Here is a 16,780-nt window from a genome sequence, read left to right as displayed (position 1 = left end):
TCGTAGCGCGCGGCCAGGTCGGCGGGCCACCGGGCGGCGTCCCGGCCGAGCACCCTGACCACCGCCCCGGGGACGGCCCTGCCCAGCGCCGCGAAGAACGAACGCGGCACGCTCAGACCGGTGTGCTGGCCGAGGTCCGGATCGACGAGGTCGGCGAGCACGACGGAACCGCCCGCGGCCAGCTTCGGCAGGAGGTCCGACAGGACGCGCACGAGGTAGTCCGTGTCGGGGAAGAACTGGACGGTGCTCGCGAGGACGACGAGGTCGACCGGGTGGTCGAGGGCGCTCGCGGCCTCGTGGGCGAACAGGGTGGCGCCGGTGAGCGTGACGCCCTCCCGGGCGGCGCGCTCGCGTACGGCCGCCACCGCGGAGGCGGCCGGATCGACGGCGGTGTACCGCGCGGCGTGCGGCGCGAGGGCCTGCGTGATCAGCCCCGAACCGCAGCCGATCTCCAGTACCGCGCCCCCGTCGGGCAGTACGTCGCGGGCCAGTCGCACCACGTGGTCCCGGTAGCCGGCCACTTCGTCGGCGGCGTAGAGGTGGGCGGGGACGCCGATGTTGAAGCCGGCGGCCTGGAGCGGATCGGGCAGCTCCGCCACGTAGTTCCAGAGGTCACCGATCGCCTCCTCGTCGAAGGAGTCCGCCCAGGTGTCCTCGGTCGTGAGGTCGTGCGCGACGACGTGGCGCAGCGTGGGCACGTCCCAGCGGACCGCCGCGACGGCGGGGAGCTGGTCCCGCGAGGTGAGCAGGGCGCTGACGCCCAGGCCGGCCAGCAGCGACCGCAGCCGCGACCGCGGCCACCGGATGTCGAGCGGCACGTAGGTGGCGCCCGCCTTGAGGACGGCGAGGAGGCTGATGACGGCCTCCGCCGACCGGGTGGACAGCAGGGCCACGTGGGAGCCCCTGCCGATGCCCAGCGTGCGCAGGTGATTGGCCAGCCGCTCGGCCCGCCGGTCGAGTTCGGCGTGGGTGAGGGTGCGGGCGCCGTCCAGGAGCGCCGGGCGCTCGGGCACCCGGCGCGCCGCCTCGGCGAGCAGCGCGGACAGGGTCGTCGCCCGGTCGAAGGGGCGGGCGGTGTCGTTCCAGGCGTCCGGGGGCAGGTCCCGCCCCACGGGGCCGGCCACGGTGTCGTTCAGGAAGTTCATGCGGTGATGTCGCTTTCTGCGGGACGGGGCGGCTTCGGGGGCGCGTCCAGCGCGCTGAGCAGCGCGGCGATCCGCTCCCGCAGGGCGCGGGCCGTCGCGGCGGGGAAGGCCTCGGCACGGAACTGCACGGTGCCCGCGACCGGGCCGTCCGCGCCGGAACGGGCCGGCCAGAGTTCCCAGGTGAGCTCGAAGCCGCCGTCGCCGGCCGGAGTCGGAGCGGGGCGCGAGCGGGCGGGCGGCAGGGTCAGGACGGGGTCGGCGTCCGTCTGGTAGGCCAGGCAGACCTGGACGAGCGGCATCCGGTGGCCCCGGTCGCCGCCGACGGCCGCGACGATGTCGTTGAACGGCAGCTCGTCGCGCAGCGCCCGCAGGAAACGCTCCCGGAGGACCGGTACGAGCGCGAGCGGATCGCCGCCGGGCTCGGTGTCGACGCGTACGGGGAGGGTGTTCACGCAGAATCCCACCGTGCGTGCGAGTGCGGGGTCGGACCTGCCCGCCACCGGAACGGCCACGCAGAACCGGCGCGCGCCGGTGACGTCGGAGACCGCCTGCGCGAACAGCGACAGCAGCACGACGGCCGGGGTCGCCGCCACCGAGCGGGCGGTGTCGCGTACGGCGGCGGCGGCCGGGGCCGGGACGGGCGCCGCGATCACGCCCACGTCCTCGCCGGGGGCGGCGGCCGCGCCGGGGGCGGCGGCCGCGCCGGGGGCGGCCGCGCCGCCGCCGGAGGTGCCCGGCGTGCGGGGCGGTACCTGCTGGGGCACGTCCTGAACGCCCGCCAGTTCCGCCCGCCACACCGCGCCGCGCCGCTCCCGTTCGGCGGGGTCGGCCGTGGCCGCCTCCGCCCGGTGCCAGGCCGTGTATCCGACGCTCTCCGCCGGCAGGGCGGGCGCGTCCCCGCGCGAGCGCGCCTCGTAGGCGCGGCGCAGGTCCTCGACGATGACCGGGAGGGACCAGCCGTCCACCGCGATGTGGTGCACGGCCAGGACCGCGACGGCGCGCCCGGGCGCCTGCGGGTCGTGCAGCACGGTGAGCCGCAGCAGGGGCCCCGTGGTGAGGTCCACCGGGGCGGCGGCCGCCGCCCGGGCCCGCGCCGGAAGGCCGGCCGCCGGGATCCGGACCTCGTCCAGGGGCGGAACGCCTCCGGGCGGCAGGACCCGCTGGAACGGGTCGCCGTCCTCGTCCTCCAGGTAGACCGTCCGCAGGGACGGATGACAGTCGATGACGTCGCCCAGCGCGGCGCGCAACGCCGTTACGTCCAGCGGGCCTTCGAGTTCCGTCGTGCGGTGGACGAGGTTCTGCGGGCAGCCCGGGGCGAACTGCTCGGTGAGCCAGATCCGGATCTGACCCGCGGACAGCGGGGATTCGGCGCTCTCGGCCCCTCCGTCCGCGCCCGGCGCGCCGCCCGACGCCCGGGGCAGCTCCGGGATGCGCGCCGCGAGCCGCGCGACCAGCGGGGCCGACAGCACGTCGGCGGCCGTGACCCGGCGGCCGGTGGCCAGCGTGAGCCGGTGGGCGATCCGGACGGCGGCGAGGGAATCGCCGCCGGAGTGGATCAGGTGGGTGTCCGACCAGGCCCTCGGGGCGCCCAGGACGGTGGCGAACACGGCCGCCACCAGCTCCTCCCCGGGCCCCGCCGCGGGCCGGGAACCGTCTGCCCGGGTGGCCTGGCCGACGGCGCGGCGTTCCAGCTCCGGGTAGTCGGTCTTGCCCGAACCGTTGCGCGGGTAGGCGTCGAGCCGGCCTATCCAGCGCGGTGCCAGGGGGCCGGGCAGCAGCGCGACCAGCCTCTCCCGCAGGGCCGTGACGTCCAGCCCCTCGTCGCCGGTGACCCACGCGGCGAGCCCGACGGGCCGCTCCTGCGCGTCGCGCAGCGCGACCACGGCGGCGTCGCGCACGCCCGGCTCGCGGCGCAGTGCGGCCTCGGTCTCCGCCGGTTCGACACGGACCCCGCGGATCTTCAGCTGCCGGTCTCCCCGGCCGCGGTACCAGAGCATCCCGGCCTCGTCGAGCACGCCCAGGTCGCCGGTCCGGTACAGCCGGACCCGGGTGCCGTCCGGCAGGCCGGTGACCTCCGCCGGGAGCGGCGTCTCGACGAACTGCCGCGCCGTCTGGCGCGGGTCGCCGAGGTACTCGTGGACCAGTCCGGGGCCGCCCAGCCAGATCTCGCCGGTCTCGCCCCGGCCGGCGACGGCGCCGTCCGCCCGGAGCACGAGCACGAGGGTGCCGGGCAGGGCGGTGCCGATCGGCACGTCGACCGCGCCTTCGAGGGCCGCCACGTCGTGGATCCGGACCGCGGTGGCCAGGATGGTGCACTCGACGGGCCCGTACCCGTTCACCAGGTGGAGCGCCGGGTGGGCGGTCAGCAGCCGCCGCGCGTGTTCGGCCGACATCCGCTCGCCGCCGGTGAGCACCTGGGCGATGCCGTCGAAGCAGCGCGGGTCCTCGTCCACGAGGGTGTTCAGGAGCGACGGCGTGATCGTGAGCGTGTTGACGCCGTGCACCTCCACCGCTTCCCGCAGGGCGGCCGGGGTCAGCGGACCGGGGGCGCCGTAGGTGACGGATCCGCCGTTCAGCAGCGGCGCCCAGTTCTCCATGGAGGCCAGGTCCCAGGCGACCGAGGACGTGCGCAGGGTGACCGTGCGCGGCCCGAAGTGCGCGATCGGGGCCTGCCCGGGGAACAGGTCCGGGCAGTCGCCGAACGGCGGGACGGGCCGGGCGGAGTAGGGGGTGGGAGTGAACAGCCGCAGGGTCGCCGCGTGCGGTGAGACGGCCCCCTTGGGCTCTCCGGTGGAGCCGGAGGTGAAGAAGACGCAGGCCGGCGAGTTCGCCGAGGCGGCGGCGGGGACCGGGCGGCCGCTCCGGTCCGCCGCGAGGGCCGTGACGCCGGACGGCACGCGCACGCTCGCGCGCCCCGTCACGGTGACCTCGACGCCCTCGCCGACGATGAGGACGGGGGCCCCGCACCGGTCGGCGATCTGCTGGAGCCGCCCCGCCGGCCAGTCCACGGGCAGCGCCACGTACGCCGCACCGGTCTTGAGCACGGCCAGCAGTACGGCGGGCAGGACCGGGCCGGGCGGCACCAGGACCGGCACGAAGTCGCCCTCGCCGATGCGCAGTTCGAGAAGTTCGGCGGCGAACCGGTTCGCCGCGGCGTCCAGTTCCCCGTAGCCGACGGTCAGGCCGTCCCCGTACCGCAGGGCGACCGCGTCGGGGTGCAGGGCGGCAGCGGCGGCGATACCGCCGTGGATCGTCGCGGAGACCGGGATGTCCTTGGTGTGCGCGAGCACGGCGCGCGGCCGGACCGCCCTCACGCGGCGCCCCGGCCGGCGGGGGCCTCGGGGGCGGTGTGGGCGGCGGGGCCGGTGTGGGCGTAGTGGAGCAACTCCGCCTCTTCGGCGGTCCGGTGGAAGCCGGCCCGCTCCAGTACGGCCCGCGCGGCGGTGTTGTCCCTCAAGGTGCGCGCCACGACCGCGCCGACGCCGGGCTGCGCCAGCGCCCAGTGCGTCAGCTCGTGGAGCGCGCCGCTCGCGTACCCGGCGCCACGGCCGGACTCCACGAGGCTGAACCCCACCTCGACGGAGCCCTCCCGGGGCGGGGCGTGGAAGCCGATGGCACCGATCACCCGGCCGTCGGCGCACCGTACGACCTGGTACATGCCGAAGCCCCGGACGTGCTGGTCCGCGGGGCGCTCGCCGTACCCGGCGGCGGCGGCGCGCGTACCGGCCATGGGGTAGCCGGGCGCCCAGTCCTCGCCCGGCGCGTCGTCGCGCAGCAGCGCGGCGACCTGGTCGGCGGTCAGCTCGCGCAGCACGAACCGCTCGGTCGCCAGGACGTTCGGCGCGGCGGCGGACAGGTCCCGCAGGGAGCGCGGGCGCATGTCGGTCCAGACCTCCGCGATGTGGGCGAGGCATTCCTCCTCGGTCCCGGAGAAGCCGGTGGCCCGCCAGCCGGAGGGGATCTCCGGGGTGTGCGGCCACAGCGCGTGCTGGCCTTCGCCGTTGACGACGACGAGAGGGGACATGGGTGACTCCAGGAAGGAAAGGGAAGGGGGTGGTCCGGCCTCACCGGCCGACGCGGGCGGGCGGATCGGTGCGCGTACCCGAGCGGGCGCGGGATCCGCGGGCGGGGGGCGTCCGTTCGCGCCCCGGGGCCGGCGCCCGGCGCCGGGGTCAGTTCTGGGCGGACACCTGGGCGTGAACGGCGTCCGCCAGCCGCTCCACCGTGCGGTGGTCGAAGATCAGCTGCATGGAGAGGCGCGTGCCGACAGCGCGTCCGAGCCGTGCCATCACCTTCGACGCGAGCAGAGAATGCCCGCCCGCTTCGAAGAAGCTGTCGCTGTCGCTGAAGTCGGAGCGGCCCAGGACCTCGGTCCAGATGGCCCGCACGCGGTCGGTGAGTTCGGCCGGCGTCATGTCGGTCTGCATCGGTGCCTGCTTCCTTCCCGGCGCGCGCCGGGTCGAGTCATCGGTCGTCGGGAGCTGGAGGGTTCCAGGGGGGCACCCCCTAGTCCCAGGCCCAGTTGCGGGGGGCCGGGAGGGCCTCGTGCCCTTCCTCGTGGACCACCGCGGCGGGCGCCGCCGCGGTCACCTCGGGGGCCACCTCGGGGGCCGCATCGCCGGGGAGGAGCACCGGAAGGGCACAGAGGACGGTGAGAACGCCGAGAACGGCTGCCCGGGAAATTCGGTTCATTCGGTCGTGCATGGTTGCCTTTCAAGGAAAAAATGCATGCCGGAACCACAGGGGTATGTGGGGAAGACACGGAGGAACGGGCAGTTCTGCGTAATCGTCCGACGCAGTGGGGCCCTCGTCCTGACTGATACTCGCTGTAGCCGCCGACCGGTGGCTACGATTCCGGATGGCCCATGTAGGCCATGGCACCAACCGGTCAGTTTGAGCCAGGTTGGCGAATGAACGCCTCTGCGGCAGCCCAGACGCCCAGCATCAGATCGGCGCCGTACGAGGACATTTTCCAGCCCGCCGACCAGTCACGGCCGAGCCAGGCCTCCCACGCCGCGGCGGCCAGCCGCTCGGCGGCGCGGAGATCGGCGGCGACGACGAAGGTCATGGCCACGACCTGCGAGGCCAGCGGAACGAGGCTCACATGGGCGATCCCGGGCTGGGGGTCTGCGACGAGCCCGTCCTCGATGGGTCCGCTGCTGGTCGGGCCGGCGGTTCGAGCACCGTACGGCGGTTGCAGGAACACCTTGATGGCATACACAAGGCTCACCATAGCCAGCCTTTGGGAACATCAAACGATGGCTGATACGGCCGCCTGATGCCATGGCCTGAATTGGCCACCGGGCCACCGCCGACGCTTCCGGTACCCCGCGGTCGGGCGCACCGAACACTACGGGATGTTACGAACGGACTTCGCCGGCTTCGGAATTCGCCGCCGCCGACGCAATTCCCCGGCCCGGCCGCCGAACCCGTCAGATCCACCCTCGGCGGGCGGCTTGCAGGCCCGCCTGGAACCGGCTTTCGGCGTTCAGCGTTTTGAGCAGGTCGGCCATCAGACGGCGGACCGTGCGGATCGACACCCCGAGCTTGCGCGCGATGACCTCGTCGGTGTGGCCGTCCTCCAGCATCCTGAGCAGCGCCAGCTCGCGCTCGCTGGGCCCGTCGCAGTGCGGAGCGCAGGACTCTCCCAGCGGGGTGGCGCGCTCCCAGGTCAGGTCGAAGAGCTGGTTGAGCGCGGTGACCATGCTGGTGAGGCGGATGACGAACGCCCCCTGCTCACTCGCGTCCGGCCGCACGGGGAGCACGGCCACGGACCGGTCGCAGAGGATGAGGCGCATCGGCAGGGAGGGCATGGTGCGCGTCTGGCCCCCCTGCCGGGCGAACCAGGTGGCGTACTCGACCGTCGCGGGGTCCTTGCGCACCGTGTCCAGGTACACCGTCTGCATGCGGACGCCCCGCGCGAGGTTCTGTACGTCCAGGGGGCGTGACGCGTCCAGCGCCGCCTGGCTGAGCGCCGGACCCGGCATGAACGCACGCACTTCGGAGGTGGCTCCCTGGGCGAGCTGCCCCAGATGGGAGCGCACCGCGTCCAGGCCCACGAGCCGCTCGACGCCCGCGACGTCGTTCTGGACGCGCCGCGCGGTGTACTCGGACGTCAGGGCCGTCAGCATGGCCCGGTCGCGCGACAGCCTGGCGCGGCGTTCGTCCAGTTCGGCTTCCAGGTTCTGCAGCAGTGGGAGGAGCCCGAGCTCCGGGCTGGCCGGTACGAACGGCTCGGCCTCGGAGGCGGAACGCAGGAGCGAGAACCTGGTCAGCCGGTCCAGCGTCTCGCGGACCTCGGCCTCCCCCATGCCGAGGTTCTGGCCTATGTCCCGCATATCCCAGCCGGGATGGACGAGAAGTGCCCTATAAACGTCGTGGTCACGATTCTCGAGTCCGATGCTCTCCAGCATTTGCCGCTCCCCCTGTGGTCGTCCCGCAGCCGGAGCGCTCATAGTTCCCGATTGCGCGAGTGACAGCATACCCGTCCGCATACCCAGGTCAACACGAATAGGGGAGGGGTCTGAGGGACGAGGGGAGGATGACCTCACCCGGAACACCCGGGACATTTTGGGCTTTACCACAGTGGAAATGCCGAACGCGGCGGCAGCCGCGCGTACGGGCCGTGGGCGGCCACAGCGGCTGCGCGGGGCGCGCGGAACCAGGAGCCGACAGCCCCCGGTACCACCCCCGGACCGCGGGTCCGCACGGCGCGAATCCCGGCAGAGGCGCACTACTCACGACCGCGGGACAAATGAATTCGGTCCGCGAACTCCCTTTCCTCCAGACCAGTTCACAGGAGACCGGCATGAATACCCGAAGGACAATCCACCGGCCACCGCACGGGACGGCGGCCGCGATTCAATGGCACGCCGCCCGTAGGCACAGCCGCCCGAATCCGTTGCCCCCGATAGAGGATTCGGGCACGCCCGTACTTCGCGCCGTGAATTACTTCACCGCTCAACCAGGAGGGCGGCGTCTCGCCCCTCGGAACGAAAAGCCCCGTACCTGACGTCGGATCAACAGCCCACGGACGGGCACCCCTCAGCGCTCGGGGACGTCCTTGACGAACACGATGCCGTCGCTGTCCGCCAGGCGGGCCGGGTCGAGCGGGGCGTAGCCGAACCAGGGGGAGGTGCGCGGCGCCGGCGGTGTGCCGTCGAGGGCGGTGGCCAGCCGTCGGGCGTCGATGACGCAGCGGTCGTCCGGCAGGGCGTACAGGAGCCCTTCGACGGTGTCCGGCGCCGGCTCGTCCACTCCCCGGTGCCGGATCGTGCCGAGGGCCGTGGCCACGTACGCGTACTCCGCACCGAGCCGGGCGCTCACCAGCGCACCGGCGCTCCACCACTCCACCGGCCCCTGCCACATCCGCATCGTGCTCTTCTCCCGCTGGAGGTGGGCGTTGTGGGCATGGACGAGGACGGGGCCGCGCGCGGCGAGGGCGAGGAGGTTGCCGGCCATCATCGAGTCCCGCAGCGCGCACAGCCGCGTCATGCGGGCCGGGGAGGTGTCGGCCATCGCGTGGTGGTAGCGCAGCAGGCCGGTCGCGGTCCGCGCGTACAGGCGCGCCCGGTCGTAGTCCTCGCGCGGGGTCGCCGCGAGCAGGTGCGGCGTCTGCGCGTCGAGCAGCGCGGTCAGTTCATCGGCGAGCAGCCGCAGCCGGCCGGCCTCGGCCGAGCGCCCCACGGACACGGCCGGGTCCATCATCGCGGCGGGGTCGGTCCACCGGTCGTCGGCGCCGAGCAGGCGGTCGAGCGTGGCGGCGGTGCAGGGGAGCAGGTCCGCGTCGACGTGGGGCGCGAGGTAGTCCTGGAGCGCGGTGAGGGCCTGGCGGGGGCTCGCGGCTTCGGTGATCTCCAGCGGGCCGTCGAAGCCGGCGAAGCGGATCCGCTCGGACGCGGGCCGGCCGTCGTTGTGGGCGCGCATCCAGCGCACGAGGGCGCGGTTGCCCGCGAAGGCGCCCCAGCCGTGGCTGAATCCGTACTCCATGACCTCGTCGAGGGAGCCCGCGCCCGAGGTGACGTAGTCGTCCACGGCCAGGCCCGCCACGCAGTCGCTCTCGATCGCGATCGTCCGGTAGCCCTCCTGCTCGACGAGCCGGCGGAAGAGCTCGTTGCGCAGGCCGAGCAGGGCCTCCTCGCCGTGGGCGGGCTCGCCCAGGGCCAGCACCCGGGGCCGGCCCGGGGGCAGCGCCATGACGGCGGCGGCGTCGAAGGCGCGGGCGGTGTCCTTGATGTCGGTAGCCATGGCTTCAACGGTATCGTTGAACCTTCGGTGTAAACTTTTCCGCTCTATCCTGGGCTTCATGCGGCAAAACCTTCAAAGCGGTGAGCGGCTCCGGCCGATCGATCTGGCGCGCGGGCACGGTCTGTCCACGCAGGCGGTCAGGAACTACGAGGAGGCCGGAATCCTGCCGGCCGCCGCGCGCACGCCGCACGGCTACCGCACCTACACCCCGGCGCACGCCGGTGCCCTGCGGGCGTTCCTCGCCCTGCTGCCCGGCCACGGCCACCGGACGGCGGCGGCGATCATGCGGGCCGTGAACCAGGGCGCGGCCGACGAGGCGTTCCGCCTCATCGACGAGAGCCACGCGCAGCTCCTCGACGACCGGCGGACCCTGCGGGCGGTGGAGGACGCCCTCCGCAACCTGGGGCCCGTCCCGGTGTCCGGGTCCGGGTCCGGGTCCGGGCCGGCGTCCGGCGGCATGTTCATCGGGCCGCTGGCGGACGGGCTCGGCATCAAGCCGGCGACGCTGCGCAAGTGGGAGGACGCCGGTCTGGTGCGCCCGCGCCGCGACCCCCGGACCGGGTACCGCGTCTACGACGAGGCCGACGTACGGGACGTCCGGCTGGCCCACCAGCTCCGGCGCGGCGGCTATCTGCTGGAGCGGATCGCCCCGCTGATCGCCCACGTGCGCGCGGCCGGGGGCCTCGAACCCCTGGAGGCCACCCTGGCCGACTGGCGCGCCCGCCTGTCCGCGCGCGGCCGGGCCATGCTCACCGGCGCGGCCGAGCTGGACGCCTACCTCGGCGGGCCGGGCGCGCCATCGACCATCCGGTAGTCCGTCCGGAAGCCCGCGTCCCTGAGCCTGCGTCCCGGGAGCCCGTGAAAAAAGGGCCCCGCCCAGCCGGGGGGGGGTTGGCTGGACGGGGCGGGTCCTGACCGACCGGGGGGGATGGCAGGTCAGGACGTATGGGGGGTGGGCTGGAAACGGCGTTCGGTCCCTCACCCACGTAAGGACGAACGTACAGGCATGTCCGGATGTTCCCACACACGGGTCCCCCCGCATGCGCGCCGCGCCCGACTGGTGGTGGTGCCGTGCGCGCAGGTCAGGATCCGCACGCACGGCTGCCCACCAGAGCCGCTCAACTCCAGCCAAGACGCGTTTGTCCCGCCCGCCGGGATCTACACCTGTGACGGCCGACACGCTGGGCTCGTACCCGAGGGCGATGGACACCCCCTAGGGGCGGGCGCCGGCCGGCGGCGGCGGGGTGGTCGGGGCGGTTTCTGGCTGGGCCGCTCCCGCGAGGGAGTGGCCGGGGGTCAGGGCCTCGGCGATGCGGCCGGCGATGGTCTGCGCCGTGTTGTACCCGGGCGCCCCGGTTCCCACGGTGGTGGTGACCGCTATCGCGAGCCGGTCGGACGGGAGGTACGCCTGGATGGCCGCGTACCCCGCGAAGGACGGGTTCGACTGGATCCACCCGTTCTGGACGATCACCCCGTACCCGAAGTGGCGCGCCGGGAGCTGGCGGAAGCAGTCCCGGGGCGGGCAGCCGGGCGTGTTGCCGCCCAGGCCGACGGTGCCCGGGTCGAGCTGGGTCTCGAAGCCCTGCGCGCTGAGCAGCTCGCCCTTGCCGACCGCCTCGGCCGAACGGGCCAGGTCGCAGATGTCGCTGTTCAGGACCGCGCCGGGGGCGGTGGTCCAGGAGGGGTTCCAGTACGTGGACTCCTCGTACTTCCCGCGCTCGGCGTCGTAGGAGTGCAGGACGGGTTCCTCGATCTCGGGAGTGGGGCTGCTGCGGGTGTTGTCCAGCCCGGCCGGATCCATGACCTTGCGCTCCAGCAGTTCGGCCAGGGGCGTGCCGGAGATCTTCTCCAGGACCTCCCCGAGGAGTACGAAGTTCGCGTGGGAGTAGCTCCAGCTCGTCCCCGGCGCGTAGAGGAGGGGGTGGGAGGCGGATATGGCGACGAGCTCCTCGGGCGTCCACTGCCGGAACGGGTCGGCGTACAGCGCCGCGAGGAACCGGGGATCGGGCACGTAGTCGCGCAGGCCCGACGTGCTGCTGCCCAGCATGCGCAGGGTGATCTTGCGGGCGTGCGGGGCGTCGGGGAGCCAGCGCGCGATCGGGTCGTCGAGGCCGGCCTTGCCGTCCGCGACGAGCTGGAGCGCGGCGATGCCCATGTAGACGATGGCCACCGAACCGACCCGGAAGTGCATGTCCGCCGTGGCCGGGACGCCCGACATCGACTGGCCGAGCGCGGTCGTGACGACCTCCCGCCCGTCGCGGGTGACCCGCAGCACGACGGACTTCAGGTCCAGTTCCCGCTGCGCGGCCCGGGCGATGTCCAGGATCCGCTTCGCGTCACCGCCCGTCGGGGTGGGGGAGGCCGCGCACGACGCGGGCGCCGCCTCCCCCACCCCCGCGACGGCCCAGGCGTCGCCGGCCGGCAGGGCCGCCGTACCGACCAGCGCGGCGGCGCACAGCATCACCAGCCGGGCTCGGCCCCGGTGGGCGGTCATGGCTCCGACAGGCCGGCCGGGCCTGCCGCACGGATCGCGAGGATCATGACGGTCTCCTGCCGTGAGAAGGCCCGGCCCACAGCCCCACGCCCCACGCCCCGCGCCGGGGCGGTGGACGCCGGACCGCGAGCGCCCTCGTAGGGACCGGTACGGCCGCGGGGACGGGACCTGTCGTCCTTCGATGAAACGCCGCCCGCGCGCGAGGGGCCAATCGGGGGCTCCGAGGTCGCCGCGCCCCTCGCCACCGCGCCGCCGAGAGACGCGGCGGGCCCGACGGGCCCCGCCGGGCGTCCGCCATTCGGTTCCTGGATCCGCCCCTGGGGGTGACGGGCCGGATCGGCGTGCGATCACCGGCGGTTCAGGTGTGCGACGTTCGGTCACGGCTGCGAGGCAGCCACCGGATCCGAACGGCCCCGGCCCCCGCATGCCCTCTCCCACCGGAGCGCGCACGGGTGCCCGGTACCGGGCGGGTGCGGCATCTGTGGACAGGCGGGCCCGCCCTGCGGCAGGCCCGCACTGACGGTTGGAGGAAACGGTATGACGACCCTCACCTGGGCGGCACGCGGTGTGGCGGCAGTATCGGGCGCGGTACTCGCCGGGGCGCTCCTGGCCCCGGCCGCGTTCGCCCACACCGGGCCCGACCCCAAGGCGCCGGCCAAACATACCTCCAGCAAGAAGACCCCGGCCAAGAAGGCTCCCGCCAAGAAGGCCCCGGCCAAGCAGGCTCCGGCCCGGCCCGGCATGGACGAGCCCCAGAACGCGCAGCTGGCGAACGGCAAGTGCCACACGAGCCGTGACGTCAGCTCCGCGGTGGTCGACTACTCCGGCTCCGGCCTGTTCCAGACGGTGTACCGCTCGGCGACCGACAACGAGGGTCACGCCTTCCTCAACGACAGCCGCAACCCCGGCGTCTGGATCAACCTCCACCTGGTCCCCGGCGCCCCCCGGTGCGTCTACGACACCGCCGTCTCCGTGACCGAGGAGAACCCCGGCCACTTGTACATCACCCTCCTCGGCAGCGACGGCGCCCTCCACCAGGCCGTCTGCACCTCCTCCGCCGCGGCCCCCTTCACCCCCGCCAACGTGGCCACGGCCTGTGCGCCCGGTTTCACGGAGCTGGCGGGCACCCCGGTCTGACCCGACCCGTCGGGTGGGCCGGACCTCGGTCCGGCCCATCCGCGGTCCGGCCCATCCGCGGTCCGGCCCACCAGCGGTGCGGCCCACCAGCGGCGCGGACGGGCTACGCCGTGACCGGGCTACGCGGTGGCCGGGCTGACCGGGCTCACCGTGAAGCGGTTCGAGCAGACCTGGAAGGGCGTGTTCAGCAGGACGGCATCCCTCGACGCGGGCGGATAGACCTTCAGGAACTCGCCCTTGGGCAGGCACGGGCCGCCGATCGGACCGTTCGTCGTGTGCAGGGTGGCGGTGGCGCTGCGTCCGGGAGCCAGTGAAACGGCGGCCGGCACCTGGCCGTCCCGGTCCGCCGGCCGCCCGATCTGCTGCCGGCTGCCGTTCAGGACGCTGACGCCGGGATACCCGAGCAGGGTGCACGGCCGGTCGCCGGTGTTGGTGAAGCGCAGCGGTACGTACAACTGGCCCGCCCCCACGTCCGGTTCCCCGGCGGAGACCTTCAGGTTCCCCAGCGCGCAGGTGCTTTCTCGGACGGCCGGCCGCTCGGCCCCGGCAGCGGGACCGGCACCCACCAGCGCGGCCCCCGCCGCGAGGGACAGCAGGACGGGAACCACCGTTCGTGCGGACGTCAACGTCACCTTGGCTCACCCCGATCGATCGGCCGGCGCGGGCGCCGACACATGCGATTGATGCCTGTCCCACCTACCCGTGATGCGCGCCCCTACGCGATCGGGGCGGCGGCGGAGCCGGGGCAGGGCGGGACGGGGAGGACCCGGAGGGGGCGGCCGACGCCCGCAGGGCACGGGTTCCGGACCGGATCCCGTGCCCTGCGGTCAACCGTGCGGTCAGGCGGGGGTGATGTTCTCCGCCTGCGGGCCCTTCTGGCCCTGCGTGATCTCGAAGGTCACGGCCTGGCCTTCCTGGAGCTCGCGGTAGCCGGTGGCGTTGATGTTGGAGTAGTGCGCGAAGACGTCGGGGCCGCCGCCGTCCTGCTGGATGAAGCCGAAGCCCTTTTCGGCGTTGAACCACTTCACGGTTCCGCTGGCCATGTCATGCCTCCCGGTCGAAGTCGGATCCGCACCGCGCGGACCCGGAGGTGATCGCCCTGGTCCGGCACTGCACAGCAAAACGCCCACGCCAGGGCGCGGGCAGGAACTGCGAACCACGACAGCTGGAGCTGAAACTACACGCCGGATTCGCCTCTCACCAGAGAGCGACAAGGATCAAATGTGGTCACGTCGCGGAGGGATTGATTCCCGTACCGACATCGCGGCCGGGCGGGGCCACCGTCCCACCGGGCCCGGTGGCCTCCCCCGGACACCTGCGCCCCGGGTCAGCCGGCGGTCTGCCGGTCCAGGACGTCGCAGTCGGTGTAGACCGGCGGCCTGGTCATCAGTGCCGCGAGGCCCTGGGCGAGCTCGTTCGTCTCGGCCGCGCGGCTGTTGGCCATCGCCGCCTCGTAGGACTCGAACTCGACCACCGCGAGGTAGCGGTTGGGGTTGGCGCGGTCCCTGAGCAGGGTGCGGCCTCCGGGGCCGCCCGTGCGGCCCTCGGAGCGGATGCGCTCCTCGTAGCCGCGCATGAGCTCGCGCACGTCGTCGATGCGCTCGGTCTCGAAGTCGATGATCTGCGTGAACGTCATGGCTGCCGCTCCTGTTCGCCCGGGGCGGCCCCGCGGATGGGGGCTCGCGCCCAGCAAACACCGCGGCGCGCGGCGCCCGCGGGCTCCCACGCCCGGCCGGGCGCGGATTCCACGAGCCCGGCCGCAGCACGGGACCCGGTTACGGGGCCGCGGCCCGCAGCGCGGCCAGCCGGTGCTCGAACGGGATCACCTCGAAGCCGTCCGCCGGATCCACCGAGGTGACGGCCCCGGTCAGCGAGCGGGGTGCGACGGCCGCCGCGGTATCACCGTACGGGGCGGCGGTGGCCGGTGGGGCCGTGGCCGGTGTGGCCGTGGCCGGTGCCATGAAGCGGGCCAGTTCCGCGCCCGCGCGCTCGATCCGCTGTGCCAGCCCCTGCCCGCCCCAGTCCTCGGAGGCCGCGTACACGGCGGTCGGCAGGGCGAGCGCGCGCAGGTGCGCGAACAGCGGGCGCATGGCGTGCTCGGTGACCAGGGAGTGCCGGGCCGTGCCGCCGGTCGCGCCGATGAGGACCGGCTTCCCGGTGAGGGCGTCCTTGTGGAGGACGTCGAAGAACGACTTGAACAGGCCGCTGTACGAGGCCGCGAACACCGGTGTCACGACGATCAGGCCGTCCGCGGCCGCCACCGCGTCGAGGGCGGCGGCCAGCCGGGCCGACGGGAACCCGGTGACGAGGTGTTGCGCGGTCTCGGTCGCCAGGTCCCGCAGTTCGATCACCTCGGGGACGGCGTCCACGTGTCCCAGCGTCGCGGCCGCGAGCCGGTCGGCGAGCAGCCGCGTCGAGGAGGGCGAACCCAGCCCCGCCGATACGACGACGAGCTTCTTCTTCGTGTCCCTCGTGTCCCTCGTGTCCCTGGTGGTCATGTCCGCGTCTCCCGGGTGGTCTCGGCCGGGGTGGTGCGGGCGGCCGTCACGCGGGCGGCGTGCGTCGGCGCGTCCGGCACTCCGGCGGGGCGCAGGTTCGCGAACTCCTTGCGCAGGACCGGCACGACCTCCTCGCCGAGCAGGTCGAGCTGTTCCAGGACGGTCTTCAGCGGCAGGCCCGCGTGGTCCATCAGGAACAGCTGGCGCTGGTAGTCGCCGGCGTAGTCGCGGAAGGACAGGGTCCGTTCGATCACCTGCTGGGGCGAGCCGACGGTCAGCGGCGTCTGGGAGGTGAACTCCTCCAGGGACGGCCCGTGGCCGTACACCGGCGCGTTGTCGAAGTAGGGGCGGAACTCGCGCACCGCGTCCTGCGAGTTCTTGCGCATGAACACCTGGCCGCCGAGGCCGACGATGGCCTGTTCCGGGGTGCCGTGCCCGTAGTGGGCGTAGCGCTGCCGGTAGAGGTTCACCATCTGCCGGGTGTGGGAGGACGGCCAGAAGATGTTGTTGTGGAAGAAGCCGTCCCCGTAGTACGCGGCCTGCTCGGCGATCTCCGGGGAGCGGATGGAGCCGTGCCAGACGAAGGGCGCGACGCCGTCGAGCGGGCGCGGGGTCGAGGTGAAGGACTGGAGCGGCGTACGGAACTTGCCGTTCCAGGTGACGGAGTCCTCGTGCCACAGGCGGCGCAGCAGCGCGTAGTTCTCGATGGCGAGGTCGATGCCGTCCCGGATGTCCTTGCCGAACCACGGGTAGACGGGGCCGGTGTTGCCGCGGCCCATCATGACGTCGACGCGGCCGTCGGCGACGTGCTGGAGCATCGCGAAGTCCTCGGCGATCTTCACCGGGTCGTTCGTCGTGATCAGCGTCGTGGAGGTGGAGAGGATCAGGCGCTCGGTGCGCGCGGCGACGTAGCCGAGGAGCGTCGTCGGGGAGGAGGGGACGAACGGCGGGTTGTGGTGCTCGCCGGTGGCGAAGACGTCGAGGCCGACCTCTTCGGCCTTCTGCGCGATGGCGAGCATCGCCTTGATCCGCTCGTGCTCACCGGGCGCGCGTCCGGCCGTCGGATCGGCCGTGACGTCCCCGACGGTGAAGATCCCGAACTGCATGGCTCCCCTTCCCATTGCCAAGATTGTTTATGATTCAACTATACCCTGGAACTGGTGGCCCGCCCGGCGTATTCCCCTCCCCCGACCACCTCTCGTCCTCCTCGTCCTCCTCGTCCTTCCGGCCGAGGGGCCGGTGCCCGGGCGCGCGGGCTC

15 protein-coding genes and 1 pseudogene are annotated in these 16,780 nt (G+C 73.6%); 2 read left to right on the top strand and 14 right to left on the bottom strand.

The annotated features are described in order from the left end of the window. Window positions 1-158 precede the first annotated feature (158 nt). The 8 genes and pseudogenes from ACFYYT_RS23205 to ACFYYT_RS23170 form a co-directional block, all read right to left on the bottom strand. A pseudogene (locus ACFYYT_RS23205) lies at window positions 159-1,145 on the bottom strand (AMP-binding protein); the annotation flags it as partial. Then, entirely contained in the window at window positions 1,142-4,459 is a 3,318-nt protein-coding gene (locus ACFYYT_RS23200; RefSeq protein WP_388609095.1) for an AMP-binding protein, read from the bottom strand. The pseudogene ACFYYT_RS23205 and the gene ACFYYT_RS23200, both read right to left, overlap by 4 nt. Then, complete coding sequence (locus ACFYYT_RS23195; RefSeq protein WP_351816822.1) at window positions 4,456-5,169, bottom strand: GNAT family N-acetyltransferase; 714 nt, start codon at window positions 5,167-5,169, stop codon at window positions 4,456-4,458. Before ACFYYT_RS23195 ends, ACFYYT_RS23200 begins: the two co-directional genes overlap by 4 nt. Before the next feature lie 148 nt (window positions 5,170-5,317). Further along, the gene (locus tag ACFYYT_RS23190; RefSeq protein ID WP_351816825.1) at window positions 5,318-5,572 is read right to left on the bottom strand and encodes a phosphopantetheine-binding protein; all 255 of its coding nucleotides are present in this window, start codon (window positions 5,570-5,572) and stop codon (window positions 5,318-5,320) included. A gap of 79 nt (window positions 5,573-5,651) precedes the next feature. Continuing rightward, window positions 5,652-5,837, bottom strand: a complete 186-nt coding sequence (locus ACFYYT_RS23185) for a hypothetical protein (RefSeq protein ID WP_351816827.1) — start codon at window positions 5,835-5,837, stop codon at window positions 5,652-5,654. 196 nt (window positions 5,838-6,033) lie between these two features. Next, the gene (locus ACFYYT_RS23180; protein ID WP_351816830.1) at window positions 6,034-6,366 is read right to left on the bottom strand and encodes a hypothetical protein; all 333 of its coding nucleotides are present in this window, start codon (window positions 6,364-6,366) and stop codon (window positions 6,034-6,036) included. Window positions 6,367-6,577: 211 nt separating this feature from the next. Continuing rightward, entirely contained in the window at window positions 6,578-7,558 is a 981-nt protein-coding gene (locus tag ACFYYT_RS23175; RefSeq protein ID WP_362861071.1) for a LuxR C-terminal-related transcriptional regulator, read from the bottom strand. Window positions 7,559-8,189: 631 nt separating this feature from the next. Then, complete coding sequence (locus ACFYYT_RS23170) at window positions 8,190-9,392, bottom strand: erythromycin esterase family protein (RefSeq protein WP_351816836.1); 1,203 nt, start codon at window positions 9,390-9,392, stop codon at window positions 8,190-8,192. Window positions 9,393-9,450: 58 nt separating this feature from the next. Between ACFYYT_RS23170 and ACFYYT_RS23165 the strand changes: the two genes are divergently transcribed. Next, a complete protein-coding gene (locus ACFYYT_RS23165; protein ID WP_351816838.1) occupies window positions 9,451-10,206 on the top strand; it encodes a TioE family transcriptional regulator in 756 nt (251 codons plus the stop codon). A 399-nt stretch (window positions 10,207-10,605) separates the two neighbouring features. On the opposite strand, the gene ACFYYT_RS23160 is transcribed toward ACFYYT_RS23165, so the two are convergent. Continuing rightward, window positions 10,606-11,886, bottom strand: a complete 1,281-nt coding sequence (locus ACFYYT_RS23160) for a serine hydrolase domain-containing protein (RefSeq protein WP_351816841.1) — start codon at window positions 11,884-11,886, stop codon at window positions 10,606-10,608. Window positions 11,887-12,423: 537 nt separating this feature from the next. Here ACFYYT_RS23160 and ACFYYT_RS23155 point away from each other — a divergent pair. Beyond that, entirely contained in the window at window positions 12,424-13,023 is a 600-nt protein-coding gene (locus tag ACFYYT_RS23155; RefSeq protein WP_351816844.1) for a hypothetical protein, read from the top strand. Between the two features lie 119 nt (window positions 13,024-13,142). Here ACFYYT_RS23155 and ACFYYT_RS23150 read toward each other — a convergent pair whose 3' ends face one another. The 5 genes from ACFYYT_RS23150 to ACFYYT_RS23130 form a co-directional block, all read right to left on the bottom strand. Next, window positions 13,143-13,649 (bottom strand): DUF4232 domain-containing protein, encoded by a 507-nt coding sequence (locus ACFYYT_RS23150; RefSeq protein ID WP_351816847.1) that lies wholly within the window; start codon window positions 13,647-13,649, stop codon window positions 13,143-13,145. Between the two features lie 213 nt (window positions 13,650-13,862). Further along, window positions 13,863-14,066 carry a cold-shock protein gene (locus ACFYYT_RS23145; RefSeq protein WP_351816850.1) on the bottom strand — a complete coding sequence of 68 codons (204 nt, stop codon included), beginning with the start codon at window positions 14,064-14,066 and terminating at the stop codon, window positions 13,863-13,865. 284 nt (window positions 14,067-14,350) lie between these two features. Next, on the bottom strand, window positions 14,351-14,659 hold the full coding sequence (locus ACFYYT_RS23140; RefSeq protein WP_351816852.1) for a hypothetical protein: 309 nt from the start codon (window positions 14,657-14,659) through the stop codon (window positions 14,351-14,353). Window positions 14,660-14,798: 139 nt separating this feature from the next. Further along, window positions 14,799-15,521 (bottom strand): CE1759 family FMN reductase, encoded by a 723-nt coding sequence (locus tag ACFYYT_RS23135; protein WP_351816854.1) that lies wholly within the window; start codon window positions 15,519-15,521, stop codon window positions 14,799-14,801. Beyond that, window positions 15,518-16,627, bottom strand: coding sequence for an LLM class flavin-dependent oxidoreductase (locus ACFYYT_RS23130; protein WP_351817022.1), 1,110 nt, complete (start codon window positions 16,625-16,627; stop codon window positions 15,518-15,520). Before ACFYYT_RS23130 ends, ACFYYT_RS23135 begins: the two co-directional genes overlap by 4 nt. Window positions 16,628-16,780: the final 153 nt, after the last annotated feature.

The sequence above is a fragment of the Streptomyces sp. NPDC002032 genome (assembly GCF_042890765.1).
Taxonomy (GTDB): Bacteria; Actinomycetota; Actinomycetes; order Streptomycetales; family Streptomycetaceae; genus Streptomyces.
The sequence above is the reverse complement of the archived record's forward strand: the minus strand, read 5'-3'. Positions and strand labels throughout refer to the sequence as shown.